The organism is Actinomycetospora sp. NBRC 106378 (assembly GCF_030269685.1).
Taxonomy (GTDB): Bacteria; Actinomycetota; Actinomycetes; order Mycobacteriales; family Pseudonocardiaceae; genus Actinomycetospora.
This window is the reverse complement of the sequence record NZ_BSTT01000009.1, coordinates 108,956-123,579: the sequence shown is the minus strand read 5'-3', so window position 1 is coordinate 123,579 and position 14,624 is coordinate 108,956. Positions and strand designations below refer to the sequence as shown.

Genomic DNA, 14,624 nt, shown 5'->3' with positions numbered 1-14,624 from the left:
ACGCCGCCACGCTCATGGGGCCGAGCTCCGCTGCGCTCCGTCTCCCACGTGCTCCTCCAGCCGCTTCACCATCGCGCCCAGGCGGAACCGGTCCGGGGCGATCGAGGGCACCTCGAGCCGGTCCAGCGGCGCCGCGGTGACCGGCCCGACGGCGCAGGCGAGCACCCCACCGCGGAAGGCGGCCACCACGTCCGGGACCGACCCGATCGCCTCCGCCCGGTGGAAGAGGCCCTCCACCGCCGGCGCGGACGTGAACGTCACGACGTCGACCGCACCGTCGACGATGGCCGCGATCAGGGCGTCGACCGCCGGGAGGTCGGGCGGCGGCTCCCACCGGTAGACGTGCACCTCGACGACGTCGGCGCCCGCCTCGCGCAGCGCCGCCAGGAACGAGGTCATCGGGTCGCCGTGCAGCTGCACCGCGATCCGGCGCCCGGACACCCCCTCGGCGAGCAGGTGCTCGAGCACCTCCGGCGACGACTCGGTCTCGTCGGCCGACCACGCCTCGCGGAACCCGGCCCTCCGGATCGCGCCGCGGGCCTTCGGGCCCCGCGCCAGCACCTCCGCGGACCCCAGCACCTCCCGCAGGCGCTCGCCGAGTCCCCACTCGTCGGCCACCTCGAGCCAGCCGCGGAAGCCCTGCCCGGTGGTGGCCACGACGACGTCGGGCGGCGCGTCGAGCAGCGTCCGCGTCGTCGCGGCCAGCTCCGAGTCGTCGGCGAGGGGCACGATCCGCATCGTCGGCCCGTGCACCGTGGTCGCGCCCTTGCGGTGCAGGAGCTCGATCTGGTCGTCGGCACGACGGTCGGCCGTCACCCCGACGCGCACGCCGTCCAGCGGCCCGCCGCTCATGCGCCGACCTCGACCGTCCCGTTCACCACCCGCACAGGATAGGTCGCCACCCTGACGGTCTCGTCCTCCAGCGCCTGTCCGGACTCCAGCGCGAAGTGCTGCTTGTACAGCGGCGAGGCCACCACCGGGGTGCCACCGAGGTCCCCGACGACGCCCCGCGAGAGCACCGAGGCGTTCGAGAACGGGTCGACGTTGTGCAGGGCGAACAGGCGGTCGTCGTGGGTACGGAACACCGCGACCGGCTCCCCGCCGACCAGCGCGCACACCCCCCGCTCGGGCTGGAGCTTCTCCAGGGGGCAGACCTCGGTCCACCCCGTCCCGGACGAGGGTTCGGCGGGGGTCGAGGGGGTCGGGTGCGGGTCCTTGGCCTCGGCGCCGTCGGTCGAGCCCGAGGGGTGCTGGCGGACGTCGGCCTGCGCGGTCATGCGGGGGCTCCCATCGGGATGCGGGCTCCGTCGGTGATCGGAACGCCGCCCAGGCCGAGGGCGGCGAGGTCCGTCGGCTGCCCGTCCTTCATCCCGGCCGGGACGCGGCGACCGAGGTGGTCGACGAACTCGATCGTCGGGTCGGGCGTGCCCGGGGCGTTGACGAACGAGGTGAACCGCTCGAGCTTCTCCGGGTCCTCCAGGACCGCGGCCCACTCGTCGGCGTAGCCCTCGACGTGGCGTGCCATCTGCTCGTCGAGGGACGTGCAGATGCCGAGCGAGTCGGACATGATCACGTCACGGAGGTGGTCGATGCCGCCCTCGAGCGACTCCATCCACGGCGCCGTCCGCTGCAGCCGGTCGGCGGTGCGGATGTAGAACATGAGGAACCGGTCGATCGTGCGGACCAGCGTCGTCGTGTCCAGGTCGGAGGCGATCAGCTCCGCGTGCCGCGGGGTGAACCCGCCGTTCCCACCCAGGTAGAGGTTCCACCCGGTCTCGGTGGCGATGATGCCGAAGTCCTTGGAGCGGGCCTCGGCGCACTCGCGGGCGCAGCCCGACACCCCGGACTTGAGCTTGTGCGGCGAGCGCAGCCCCCGGTACCGCAGCTCGAGCGCGACGGCGAGGCCGACCGAGTCCTGCACGCCGTAGCGGCACCAGTCGGTGCCGACGCACGACTTCACCGTGCGCAGCGACTTCCCGTAGGCGTGGCCGGACTCGAACCCGGCGTCGACCAGTCGGCGCCAGATCTTCGGGAGGTCGTCGACCCGGGCCCCGAACATGTCGATCCGCTGACCCCCGGTGATCTTGGTGTAGAGCCCGAAGTCCTTCGCCACCGAGCCGATCGCGATGAGCCCCTCGGGCGTGACCTCCCCGCCGGGCAGTCGCGGCACCACCGAGTAGGTGCCGTTGCGCTGCATGTTCGCGAGGAAGTGGTCGTTGGTGTCCTGCAGCGTCGCCGACTCGCCGTCGAGCACGTGGCCGCCGGCGAGGGTCGCGAGCATGGACGCGACGGCGGGCTTGCAGATGTCGCAGCCCCGCCCGGTGCCGTACTGCCCGACGATCTCGGAGAACGTCCGCAGGCCCGTCGCCATGACGATCTCGTAGAGCTCGGCGCGGGACTGGGAGAAGTGCTCGCAGAGCGACTTCGACACCTCGACGCCGCACGACGCGAGGACCTTGCCGAGCGTCGGCACGCAGGACCCGCACGTGGTGCCGGCCCGGGTGCACGCCTTGAGCTGGGGCACCGTGGTGGCCTCGCCCGAGGTGATGGCCGCGACCAGCGCACCCTTGGTCACGGCGTTGCAGGAGCAGATCTGGGCGCCGTCGGGCAGCGCGTCGACCCCGACGCCCACGGCGCCGTCTCCCGCGGGCGCGATCAGCGACATCGGGTCGCCCGGGAGGTTCTCGCCGAGGAACCCGCGCAGCGTCTCGTAGTTCGACGCGTCGCCGACGAGGATCCCGCCGAGCAGGGTCGTCGCGTCGTCGGAGACGACGAGCTTCGAGTACGTCCCGGCGACCGGGTCGTTGAGCGTGACCTCGAGGGCCCCGGGGCTCGCCGCGTGCGCGTCGCCGAAGCTCGCGACGTCGACCCCGAGCAGCTTGAGCTTCGTCGACATGTCGGCCTCGGAGAAGCGGCCATCTCCACCGGTGAGTCGCTCGGCGACCACCTCGGCCATCGCGTAGCCGGGCGCGACCAGCCCGTACGTGCGGCCCTTCACCGCGGCCACCTCGCCGATGGCCCACACGTGCTCGGCGGAGGTGCGGCAGCGGTCGTCGACCAGGACGCCGCCGCGCTCGCCGACCTCGAGGCCGACCTCGCGGGCGAGGGAGTCCGCGGGCCGGATGCCGGCGGAGAACACGACCACCGACGCGTCGAGCTCGGTGTCGTCGGAGAGCGTGACGGTGAGACCGCCGCGGTGGTCCGGCGCGATCGAACTCGTCGAGACGCCGGTGTGCACCCGCAGGCCGAGGTCGGAGACCAGGCGCTGGAGCAGGGCGCCGCCACCCTCGTCGACCTGGACCGGCATCAGCCGCGGCGCCATCTCCACCACGTGCGGTGAGAGGCCGAGCTGGCGCAGCGCGTTCGCGGCCTCCAGCCCGAGCAGCCCACCGCCGACCACCACGCCCGCCCGGCGGCCCGCCCCCGCGTTGGCGATGGCCGTCTCCGCGGCGGCCCGCAGCCCGTCGAGGTCGTCGAGGGTGCGGTAGACGAAGACGTTGTCGAGATCGCGGCCCGGGACCGGCGGCACGAACGGCACGCTGCCGGTGGCGATCACGAGCTCGTCGTAGGCGACGTCGCGGCCCTTCGCGGTGCGGACGGTGCGCGCCGCGAGGTCCATGCCGGTGACCGGCTCGTCGAGGTGCAGCTCCACCAGCGGGTCGCTGTGCTCGTCGAGGGTGAGGTCCTCGGCCGAGGCGTCGCCGACGTAGGACGACAGCGCGACCCGGTCGTACGCGGGCCGGTTCTCCTCGGCCAGCACCACGACCTTCCAGGCGTCCTCGGTGTCGAGCCGACGGAGGCTCTCGACGAACCGGTGGCCCACCATCCCGTGGCCGACGACGACGACCGTACGGGGGTTCATGCGGATGTGCTCCCTTCGGTCGCAGGTGAGCAGTAATCCGTGCCTGAGCACGGATTACTGCTCACCTGTGCTCACACGGACGCGTACGAGACCGTCGACCCCGTCTTCGGGTCGGTCGCGGCCTTCGGGCGGCGCATGTAGACGAGGTAGGTGACGGCGAAGCAGACCGCGTAGAAGGCCAGGAAGGCCCAGAACGCGGGGACGCCGCTCTTCATCGTGAGGAAGGACTGGCGGAAGGCGAGGTTGATGAGCAGCCCGCCGAAGGCGCCGATCGCGCCGGCGATGCCGATCACCGCTCCGGAGATGCGCCGCGCCCAGAGCAGCGCGGCCTGCTGGTCCCAGCCCCTCGACTCCGACGAGGCCAGGGCCTTCGTCCGGAAGATCGCCGGGATCATCTTGTAGACCGACCCGTTGCCGATGCCCGAGGTGATGAACAGCAGGACGAAGCCGATGACGAAGATCGGCAGGGAGTCGACCGCCGAGGCACCGATGCAGATGAGCGCGGCGACGGCCATCGCGACGAAGTTCCAGAAGGTGACCCGCACGCCACCGATCCGGTCGGAGAGGGCGCCGCCGACCGGGCGGATCAGCGAGCCGAGCAGCGGGCCGATGAAGGTGAGCGTCGCCGCCTGCAGCGGGGTGCGCCCGAACTGGTTCTGCAGGACGAGGCCGAACGCGAAGCTGTAGCCGATGAACGAGCCGAAGGTGCCGATGTAGAGGAAGGAGATGATCCAGGTCTGGGCCTCGGAGCAGGCCTCCTTCAGCGCGCCGGTGTCGTTGCGCACCGAGGTGAGGTTGTCCATGAACAGGACCGAGCCCAGCAGCGCCAGCACGATGAGCGGGATGTAGATGCCGAGCAGGATGCGCGGCGAGCCGGTGCCCGCCGTCGCGATGATGAGCAGCCCGAGCAGCTGGATCACCGCGACACCGAGGTTGCCGCCGCCGGCGTTCAGCCCGAGGGCCTTGCCCTTCTCCTTCTCGGGGAAGAACGCGTTGATGTTCGTCATCGACGACGCGAAGTTCCCGCCGCCCACGCCGGCGATCGCGGCGATCACCATGAACGTGGTGTAGCTCGTGCCGGGGTGCATGAAGACGGCGAGCAGGATCGTCGGCACGAGCAGCAGCGCGGCGCTGATGACCGACCAGTTCCGTCCGCCGAAGACGGCGACCGCGAGGGTGTACGGCAGGCGCAGCACCGACCCGACCAACGTCGGCATCGACACGAGGAAGAACTTGCCCGCCGTGTCGATGTGATAGGTCTGCTCGGGCATGAAGAGCACGAGCACGGCGAACAGCGACCAGATCGAGAAGCCGATGTGCTCGGAGAACACCGAGAACCACAGGTTCCGGTTCGCGACCCGCTTGCCGCCGCCGTTCCAGAAGGACTCGTCCTCGGGTCGCCAGTCGTCGATCCACCGACCCCGGATCGGCCCCTCGGACCTCGCGGCCACCGTCATCTCGTCGTCCTCCCGCCGTGCCGGGAACGTCCCGTTCGGGGACGTCCTGTCTCGGCGGCGACGCTAGGAAGCGCCCGTTACACGGCGATGACAGCGTGTTTCGGCGGAACGACGGACGAAGAGCCCACCGTCACGGTTTCAGAGCAGTTCGGTGATGACCCGTGCCGCGTGTTCCAGCCCCCGCAGCGACTCCTTCGTGCACGCCGGGTGCTGGGCGTGCACGGCGAGCCGGAACAGCAGTCCGGTCAGCAGCATCTGCGGCCACTGGTCGAGGTGCGCCCAGCGCGTGACGATGCCGGCGTCGGCCCCGCCCCACGCGAGCGCGTCGACCACGACCACGGCCGCCGCCCACTCCACCGGCCGCCAGAACGGGACGACGTCCAGGACGGCGGGCGGGGTCTGGTCCTCGCCGGCGCTCTCGAAGAGCACGGTGCCGAACAGGTCGCCGTGCACGAGCTGCAACGGCAACGTCGTGGCCACCCGACGGCGGGCGAGCTCGGTGAACAGGTCGCCGCCGGTCTCGGGGTCGAGGGGCACCTGCTTCTCCCCGAACGCCGCCCGGTCGGCGCGGGCGAGGATGTCGTCGCGGTCGTCGACCAGCCGCGGGCGGGACAGGCGGGCGGTGGCCCGGTGCAGGCGCAGCGACACCGCGACGACGTCGTCGTGGCGGGGGCGGACCTCGCCCGCGACGTCGTGGCAGGCCGACCAGCCGGAGACCACGCGGCGACCGTCGGAGGCGCGGACCGGTCGGGCGAGCCGGACGCCGTCGACCCCGCCGGAGGCGAGCTCCTCGAGGGTGGCGGCCGACCACGCGGCGAGCACGGTGTCCGAGACCGGACGCAGGAGCACGCCGTCGCAGCTCCACGCCGGCCCGGGCAGGTGCGGTCGCGGGCGCGGGACGGAGTCCCGGACGCCGAAGGCGGTGCGGACGTGCACGGGCGGGCCCTCGGGCTCGCCCGGCGCCGCTGCTCCCTGGGACGACGCAGCCACCGCGGTCATCGTTCCCCCGTCACCATGGACGCCCTGCCCGTCACGCTCCGCACGCTATACCCGACACGGGTCGAGTCAGGGGCACGAGCCCCGGCGTGTCCGTCCCCGCCTGTCGGGCCGGGGCGGCGCGTCAACGGTCGTCGACCAGGCGTAGCACCCGTGTCACCCGGTCGAGCCACCACGTGGCCCGGTCCGGGGACATCCCGTTCCCGACGTCGGGTGCGGGAGCCTTCCGCAGCACCGGCAGCGACCCGGCGTCGGGAACGAGGGACTCCCGGACGGTGTCCGCCGCGAGCAGGCTCGTCGTCCCCAGCCCGCAGGCGTGGGGCAGGTCGGGCAGCGCGCCTGCGAGCGCGAGCCCGGCGGCGAGCCCGACCGAGCTCTCCACCGCCGAGGACACCACGCACGGCAGGCCGATGGCGGCGGCGATCTCCAGCGCGGCCGCGACCCCGCCGAGCGGCGCGACCTTGACCACCGCGATGTCCGCCGCCTCCGCCTCGACCACCCGCAGCGGGTCGGCCGCCCGCCGGATCGACTCGTCGGCCGCGACCGGGACGTCGACCCGCCGGCGCACCGCGGCCAGCTCCTCGACGGTGCGACACGGCTGCTCGACGTACTCCAGCCCGCCCGCGGCCCGGTCCAGCGCCCGGACCGCGGCGATCGCCGCGTCGACCGACCACCCGCCGTTCGCGTCGACCCGCACCCGGCCCGACGGCCCGAGCGCGGAGCGCACCGCCTCGACCCGGGCGACGTCCTCGGCCGGGTCCTGCCCGGCCTCCGCGACCTTCACCTTCGCGGTGCCCGCGCCCGAGTCCGTGACGATGCGGTGCGCCTGCTCCGGCCCGACGGCGGGGACGGTCGCGTTGACCGGGATGCTCGTGCGCCGCGGAGCCGGCCACGCGGGTCCGAGGGCGGACTCCAGCGCGCACCGCAACCACGGCGCGGACTCCTCGTCGTCGTACTCGGCGAAGGGGCAGAACTCGCCCCACCCGCCGTCGGGACCGGAGAGCAGCAGCGTCTCGCGGACCGTGATGCCGCGGAAGCGGACGCGCATCGGCAGCGCCACGGGGTACGCCTGCAGCTCGACTCCACCGGCGGTCGTGACGAGAACGCTCATCGGTCCGAACGTAGCCCGCGGCCTACCGTGACGGTCATGGACCGCTCCCGCCCCGTCGAGGTCGTCCCCACCGACGGGTCCGCCACGGCCGCCCGCGCCCTCGGGGAGCGGCTCGTGGCGGCCGTCGCCGGGCACGGTCCGGCGATCCTGCCGACCGGCCCCGGCGACCCGCTCCCGCCGGCGTCGCTGCGCGCGCCCGTGGCGCCGGGGGTGGCCGCGGTGGTGACGACGTCGGGTTCCACCGGCGTGCCGAAGGCCGTGCTGCTCTCCGGCACCGCGCTCGCCGCGTCCGCCACGGCGACGGCGGCCCGGCTCGGCGGGGAGGGCCGCTGGCTCCTCGCGCTCCCCGCGCACCACGTCGCCGGCGTGCAGGTGCTGCTGCGGTCCGCGCGGGCCGGGGTCCCGGCCGCGGTGATGGACCTGCGCGGCGGCTTCCGCCCCGAGGCGTTCGCCGGTGCGGTGGCCGAGGCCCGGCCGTCGATCGCCCGCCTGTCGCTCGTGCCCACGCAGCTGCGGCGGCTGCTCGACGACGCCGGCGCCGGCCTGGACGCGCTGCGCTCGATCGGGGCCGTGCTCGTCGGCGGGGCGGCGGCCGAGGCGGCCCTGCTGGAGCGGGCCCGGGCGGCCGGCGTGCGGGTCGTCACAACCTACGGCATGAGCGAGACGTGCGGCGGCTGCGTCTACGACGGCGTGCCGCTCGACCGCGTCACGGTGGACATCGAGGACCCCGACCCGAGCGGCGCCGGACGGATCGTGCTCGGGGGTGCGACGGTCGCCGACGGCTACCAGGGCCTGGACGACCCGTCGTTCCTCCCCGGGCGCCGGTTCCGGACCTCCGACCTCGGACGGGTCCTGCCCGGCGGGCGGCTCGAGGTGCTCGGCCGCGCCGACGACGTCATCGTGACCGGCGGCGAGAAGGTGCCGCCGGTCGTCGTCGAGCAGGCCCTGCTCAGCGTGCCCGGGGTGCGGGAGGCCTGCGTGGTCGGGGTGCCGGACCCCGAGTGGGGCGCGCGCGTCGTCGCCGTGATCACCGGCGCCGGCCTGGAGCCCGAGGCCGTGCGTCGCGACGTCGCGCACCGGCTGGGCCGGGCGGCGCCCCGCGCGGTCCGGGTGCTCGACGAGCTGCCGTTGCGGGGCATCGGCAAGCCCGACCGCGCCGCCGTGCGTGACCTGTTCGCCGGCCACGACGTCGCCGACGGAGCAACACGCCCGTCATAACGGGGTGATGACATGGGCGGGTGCACCTACTGCTGCTCACCGGGGTGTCCTCGGTCGACGAGGTGCTCCCCGGGCTCGCGATGCTGCCCGACCACCGGGTCACCGTCGGCGCGCTGACCGCGGCCGAGGCCCTCACCTCCGCCGTGGACGTCGACGCGGTCCTGCTCGACGCCCGCGCGCGGCCGTTCGCGGCGGCCGAGCTGGCGGCCACGGTGGACGCCGCGCGGCCTGGCCTGCCGGTCGCGGTCGTGGTCGGACCGGACGCGGCGTTCCCGGTCGAGGACGACGTGCCGGTCGACACGCTGCTGCTGCCCGACGCCTCCCCCGCCGAGGTCGCCGCCCGGCTGCGCCTGCTCGCCCGCCCCGTCCCGCCGGTCCCGCGCCGCCGCCGCGACGCCCGGCCCGCCGCGCCGCCGCCCGGGGCGCTCGTGGTCGACGAGCTCGTCGTCGACACCGTCGCCTACCAGGCCTGGATCGCCGGGCGCCCGCTCGCCCTGGCCCGCCGCGAGCTGGAGCTGCTCGCCGCCCTCGCCGCGCGGCCCGGCCGTCCCACCACCCGCACGGCCCTGCTGCGCCAGGTGTGGGGCCGCGACTACGACGGCAGCGCCCGGACCGTCGACGTCCACGTCCGGGCGCTGCGCCGCCTGCTCGGGCCGGGTCACCGCGACATGATCCGCACCGTGCGCGGCGTCGGCTACGCCCTCTTCCCGACGTCGGGTGCGGCCGCCGCCCCCGCCGCGCCCCCCGCGCGGGTGGCCGCCCCGCTGCGCCCCGAGGAGGCGCTCGACGCCCCGTCGGCCCCCGCCCGCCCCGGCGGACGGGACGCGCCGGGCGACGTCGTCGCGAGCAAGCGCGCCGGGCTCCCCCTGGACCTCGACGCCGTCGCCGAGCCCGCCCGGCTCGGCGCCCTGGAGCGCTACAGCCTCAAGACGCTCGGGGCCTGCTCGGAGCGCGACGACGGGATGTTCCTGCTCCGGGCCCGCACCCGTGGCCAGGTGCCGGTGGCCGCCGCCCGCGCGCTCGCGGCCCTGCTCCGCGACCGCGACCTCGGACCGGTGCACCTCACCACCCGCCAGCAGCTCGAACTCCACGACGTGCCGTCCGGGCGGGTCGTCGACACCCTCGACGCCCTGCACGCCGCCGGGCTGGACACCGACGCGACCTGCGGCCACACGGTGCGCGGGGTGACCAGCTGCCCGGACGGCGGGGTGTCGGCCGAGGAGCCGTTCGACTGCACGCCCGACGCCGAGCAGCTCACCGACTCCCTGCTGCGCCTCGGCCCGGAGCTCAACACGCGGCTGCCGCAGCGCTTCTCGGTGAGCCTCGGCGGGTGCCCGGGCTGCCGCGCCCAGGCCAAGACCTCCGACGTCGGGCTCGTGTCGGTCCTCGACGACGACGGCCGGCCCGGCTACGAGCTGTGGGTGGGCGGCGGCCTCGGACGGTCCGTGCCGACGCTCGCGACCCGGCTGGCCGGGTTCGTGCCCCGCGACGGGGTGCTCCCCGCCGTCCACGCCGTGCTCGCCGTGTTCCTCGCCCACGGGGCGTTCGAGAACCCGAACCGGGCCCGGCTCAAGTTCCTGGTCGCCCGCCTCGGCGTCGACCGCTTCCGTGCCCTGGTCGCCGAGGCGGAGGCCGACCTGCGGGACCGCCCGTGGCCGCCCCCCGCACCGTTGCCCGACGTCCGCGCCCCCGGCGTCCCCGAGGGGCCGGCGCCCCGCCACGGCTGGGGCGACGACGTCCGGCCGCAACGGGTCGCGGGCCTGGCCACCGTGACGGTCACGGTGCCGCTGGGGACCCTGTCGGCCGACGCCCTCGACGTCGTCGCGGACGCCGCCCGGATCCACGGCGACGGCGTGCTGCGGCTGTCCCGGGACCAGAACGTCGTGGTGCGCGACGTGTCCGTCGACGCGATCGGGGCGCTCGCCGCCCGGGTCGTCGCGGTGGGCCTCGCCGTGCACACCGACCGTCCGGCCCGCGACGTCCGGGCCTGCGTCGGCGCCCCGTCGTGCGCGCTCGGCATCACGCACACCCGCGACCTGGCCCGGGTCCTCTGGCACCTGCCCGCCCTGCGCCGCAACTCCGGTGTGGCGGTCAGCGTGTCCGGCTGCCCCGCCTCCTGCGCCCGCCACCAGGCCGCGGATCTCGGCCTCGCCGGGAACCTGGTGTCGGTCCGCGACCGGCGCGTGCCCGGGTACCGCGTGCACCTCGGCGGGGACCTCGGTCGCGACCGCCTCGGTACGGTGCTCGGCCGGGTCGCCGCCGACCAGGTGGCCCAGCTCGTGGACCAGGTCGTGCGGACGTGGGAGGACCTGCGGGTCGGGCACGAGACCCTGGCCGACAGCGTCGCCCGCACGGGGCTGGGCCCGTTCGTGTCCGGTCTGCGCGGCCTGCCCGGGCTCGCCTGGGAGGCCGGGGACGACCGGGACGACACGGCCGAGCCGGGTGCCGGACGGCCGGCACTGCCCGTCGTCGCGGTACGGCACGGCTCCTAGCCCCGTCCGGAACCCGCCGTCCCGAGCGAAGGCGCCCGTCGCTCGGTCTATCGGACCGACGGCACCCTTCGCTCCTCGACGGCCGGGCGCCGTCCCCCGGACGCCGCGTCGGCGGCGAGGAAGATCAGCAGGCTCGCGCCGAGCAGCGGGAGCGCCACCGCGACCAGCACGGTCGCCGCCAGCACCCCCGCCCGCCAGGGCCACGACAGGGCGAGGAACGCGCCGCGCGGGGGCACCGTGCCTCCTCGGCGACCCGGGCCGCGTCGCCACCACAGCACGGAGCCCCAGACGATCCCGCAGGCCAGGCCCAGGGCGAGGGCCGCGAGCACCACCTGGTTCGCGACCCCGAAGAGCATCCCCATGTGCGCGTCCACGCCCCAGCGCGCCAGCTTCGCCATGAGGGGCCAGTCCGCGAACCGCACCGTGTCGACCACCGTTCCCGACGACGGGTCGACGGCCACCGCGTCCAGGTGCGCCGATGCGCGCAGACCCTGCAGCGGCCCGACGACGGGGTCCGACCCGGACACGACGCGGCTGATCTCGGCCACGCTCGTCGTCGCACCGGGCTCGGCGGACGGGACGATCTCCATGGGGGCGGTCAGGCCGGCGCGCAGGGCCGCGGAGTAGGCGGCGTCGATCCCCGCGGCCGGGTCGACCGACGCGGGCGGGGCGGCCGGAGCGGGAACGGCCGGAGCCCCCGGCATCGAGCCCATGTCCATACCCGCCATGCCCCCCGTGGCGGCGTGCCCCGCGTGCTCGCCGGTCGCGTCCGCTCCCGCCGTCGCGCCGGGCAGCGTGGCGGCCGGCGACGGGGTGTCCCAGGCGAGCGCCCCGCGCAGCGCGGTGACGTTCGCGCCGGCGTAGGTCGACCAGGTCAGCCCCGTGGCGGCGAGGAAGAGCAGCCCGATCACCGACCACAGCCCGACCGTCCCGTGCCAGGACAGCAGACGCGCCCGACGACCGGTGGCGTTCCGCGGCAGCACCAGGGCCCGGACGGAGGCGCGGCGCCGCCGCCACATCCCCACCCACAGCACGAGCCCACCGAGCGCGAGGACCCACAGCCAGCTCGCGGCGAGCTCCGCGTAGAGGCGGCCCGGGTCGCCGAGGTGCAGGTTGTCGTGCAGCTGGTCGACCCACTCGCGCAGCGGCAGCGCCTGCGAGCCGCCGTAGGTGGGCAGCACGCCGGTCACCGCGCCGGTGTGCGGGTCGACGAAGGCGGTCCGGTAGTGGCTGGAGTCGCCCAGGTCGGGCGCCGCGAAGATCACGCGCGTGGTGTCGGCGGGTGTCGGCGCGGGACGCACCGAGCTGAGCTCCGCGCCCGGCACCGCGGCCTGCCCGGCCGCGATCTGGTCGGCCAGGGGCAGCGACGTCGGCGCGGCGGGCACCGTCAGGACGTCGCGGTAGAGCACCGGTTCGATCGACGGGGTGAGCGTGTAGAGGAACCCGGACAGGGCCGCGACCAGCAGGAAGGGACCGACGAGCAGGCCCGCCCAGAAGTGCACGCGCAGCAGCAGCGCCCGCAGCGGGGAGGTGCGCAGACCCGTCGTCGGGGGGCGGACGGGGGCGCGGGTCGGGCTCTGGTCGACGCTCATCACGGGTCAGGTCGTCGCGGACGGCGGCCGGGTTCCCGCGTCTGCCGCCCGTCACATCCGCGGGCCGGACGGGCGCCTAGGGTCCCTCCCCGTGGACGAACCGCTCTTCGACAGCTCGGTCTGGCGCCCCGTCGAGGGCTTCGACTTCACCGACATCACCTATCACCGTGCCGTCGACCTCGGCTGCGTGCGCATCGCGTTCGACCGGCCCGAGGTGCGCAACGCGTTCCGCCCGCACACCGTCGACGAGCTGGCGACCGCCCTCGAGCACGCGCGCACGTCCGCCGACGTCGGTGTCGTGCTGCTCACCGGCAACGGCCCGTCGCCGCGCGATGGCGGGCACGCGTTCTGCTCCGGCGGCGACCAGCGCATCCGGGGTCGCACGGGCTACCAGTACGCCGAGGGCGAGACGTCGGTGTCGCCGCAGGAGGCGGGCCGGGCGGGGCGGCTGCACATCCTCGAGTGCCAGCGCCTGATCCGGTTCATGCCCAAGATCGTCATCGCGGTGGTCAACGGGTGGGCGGCCGGTGGCGGGCACTCGCTGCACGCGGTCTCGGACCTGACGCTCGCGAGTGCGGAGCACGCGCGGTTCAAGCAGACCGACGCCGACGTCGGGTCCTTCGACGGCGGGTACGGCTCGGCCTACCTCGCGCGGCAGGTCGGGCAGAAGTTCGCCCGCGAGATCTTCTTCCTCGGCCGGACCTACACCGCCGAGCAGATGCACCACATGGGCGCGGTGAACGAGGTCGTGCCGCACGCGGAGCTGGAGACCACGGCGCTGCAGTGGGCGCGGGAGATCCTCGGCAAGTCCCCGCAGGCCCAGCGGATGCTGAAGTACTCGTTCAACCTGATCGACGACGGCCTGGTCGGCCAGCAGCTCTTCGCCGGCGAGACCACGCGCCTGGCCTACATGACCGACGAGGCCGTGGAGGGCAAGGAGTCGTTCCTCGAGAAGCGCGAGCCCGACTGGTCGCCGTTCCCCTGGTACTACTGAGCGCGTCCGAGCGGTGACGGGGCGTGGATTCAAACATGCAATTCGTCATAGCTGGTTAACGTAAAGGCAAAGGGAGTATTTATTGCCGCTATATGCGGCGGTCAGGGTCGGCCGTGCGCCGGGACGACACGTTCCGCGTAGCCCATGACCCGCCGCCGTCGGGGGCGGCAAGTCGGAAGGACTCCCAGATGTCGAACACGCTCACCGCACGCCTCGGCCGCCTCGCGGCGGCCGCCGCCGTCTCGATCGCCCTCGTGGGACTCGGAGGCGGCGTGGCCTTCGCGGACGAGGCCCCGGACGGGGTCATCCAGGAGGTCGGCGGCGCCGTCTCCGACGTCGAGGAGGCCACCGGGGTCGCGGACGCCTCGGACGCCGTCAGCGAGGCCACCGGCCTCGACGACGTCGAGGAGGACCTCGGCGTGACGAAGGCCGAGGAGGGCCTCGGCCTCGGCTGAGTCCCGGTCACGGGGGGAACGAGGGCCGGGTCGCCGCGGGCGGCCCGGCCCTCGTCGTTCCCGCCCGTCCCGACACCTCACGGGGGCTCGCTCCACCAGGGTCGTCGCGCAGCAGGTCGACGTCGTGGCGCAGGCGGCTGTTCGGTCCCGTGTCGAGCGGCCGTGACTGTCGGACCCTCGTACTAGTGTTCGAATCGTGCCGCAGGACCTGCTCTCCGACCCTCGTACCGAGCTGGCGTCGACGCTCACCAGCGCGGGCTTGCCGCTGCTCGCGCGCGCCGTCGCCGCAGGCGCCGTCGGCGGGTCGGGCGTGCGCGCGGTGCTCGACTGCCTGGCCTCGCTGGCCACCGACGGCCATGACGCCCAGGACATGGCGGAGGCCGAGGAGTTCCTGACCTCCATCGCCGCGGCCACCGACCCGGCATCCGTCGAGCAGGAGCTGCGTGT

11 protein-coding genes are annotated in these 14,624 nt (G+C 74.7%); 4 read left to right on the top strand and 7 right to left on the bottom strand.

The features are described 5' to 3' along the window. Positions 1-12: 12 nt before the first annotated feature. From QSK00_RS19945 to QSK00_RS19920, 6 genes are all read right to left on the bottom strand, one after another. Complete coding sequence (locus QSK00_RS19945) at positions 13-852, bottom strand: uroporphyrinogen-III synthase (RefSeq protein ID WP_285593315.1); 840 nt, start codon at positions 850-852, stop codon at positions 13-15. Beyond that, positions 849-1,277 carry a nitrite reductase small subunit NirD gene (gene nirD, locus QSK00_RS19940; RefSeq protein ID WP_285593313.1) on the bottom strand — a complete coding sequence of 143 codons (429 nt, stop codon included), beginning with the start codon at positions 1,275-1,277 and terminating at the stop codon, positions 849-851. Before nirD ends, QSK00_RS19945 begins: the two co-directional genes overlap by 4 nt. After that, entirely contained in the window at positions 1,274-3,862 is a 2,589-nt protein-coding gene (gene nirB, locus QSK00_RS19935; protein WP_285593312.1) for a nitrite reductase large subunit NirB, read from the bottom strand. Before nirB ends, nirD begins: the two co-directional genes overlap by 4 nt. Before the next feature lie 71 nt (positions 3,863-3,933). After that, positions 3,934-5,319: a nitrate/nitrite transporter gene (locus QSK00_RS19930; protein WP_285593310.1), complete on the bottom strand. Its 1,386-nt coding sequence runs from the start codon at positions 5,317-5,319 to the stop codon at positions 3,934-3,936. 138 nt (positions 5,320-5,457) lie between these two features. Continuing rightward, positions 5,458-6,318: a TIGR02569 family protein gene (locus QSK00_RS19925; RefSeq protein ID WP_285593307.1), complete on the bottom strand. Its 861-nt coding sequence runs from the start codon at positions 6,316-6,318 to the stop codon at positions 5,458-5,460. 121 nt (positions 6,319-6,439) lie between these two features. Then, positions 6,440-7,426, bottom strand: coding sequence for an o-succinylbenzoate synthase (locus QSK00_RS19920; RefSeq protein ID WP_285593301.1), 987 nt, complete (start codon positions 7,424-7,426; stop codon positions 6,440-6,442). A gap of 36 nt (positions 7,427-7,462) precedes the next feature. On the opposite strand from QSK00_RS19920, the gene menE reads away from it, so the two are divergent. Both menE and QSK00_RS19910 read left to right on the top strand, forming a co-directional pair. Then, the gene (gene menE / locus QSK00_RS19915; protein WP_285593299.1) at positions 7,463-8,644 is read left to right on the top strand and encodes an o-succinylbenzoate--CoA ligase; all 1,182 of its coding nucleotides are present in this window, start codon (positions 7,463-7,465) and stop codon (positions 8,642-8,644) included. A 20-nt stretch (positions 8,645-8,664) separates the two neighbouring features. Next, a complete protein-coding gene (locus tag QSK00_RS19910; protein WP_285593297.1) occupies positions 8,665-11,136 on the top strand; it encodes a winged helix-turn-helix domain-containing protein in 2,472 nt (823 codons plus the stop codon). Between the two features lie 47 nt (positions 11,137-11,183). On the opposite strand, the gene QSK00_RS19905 is transcribed toward QSK00_RS19910, so the two are convergent. After that, positions 11,184-12,728: a PepSY-associated TM helix domain-containing protein gene (locus QSK00_RS19905; protein WP_285593295.1), complete on the bottom strand. Its 1,545-nt coding sequence runs from the start codon at positions 12,726-12,728 to the stop codon at positions 11,184-11,186. 91 nt (positions 12,729-12,819) lie between these two features. Here QSK00_RS19905 and QSK00_RS19900 point away from each other — a divergent pair, with 91 nt between their 5' ends. Beyond that, positions 12,820-13,722 (top strand): 1,4-dihydroxy-2-naphthoyl-CoA synthase, encoded by a 903-nt coding sequence (locus tag QSK00_RS19900; protein ID WP_285593290.1) that lies wholly within the window; start codon positions 12,820-12,822, stop codon positions 13,720-13,722. A gap of 188 nt (positions 13,723-13,910) precedes the next feature. Beyond that, complete coding sequence (locus QSK00_RS19895; protein WP_285593288.1) at positions 13,911-14,177, top strand: hypothetical protein; 267 nt, start codon at positions 13,911-13,913, stop codon at positions 14,175-14,177. Positions 14,178-14,624 lie beyond the last annotated feature (447 nt).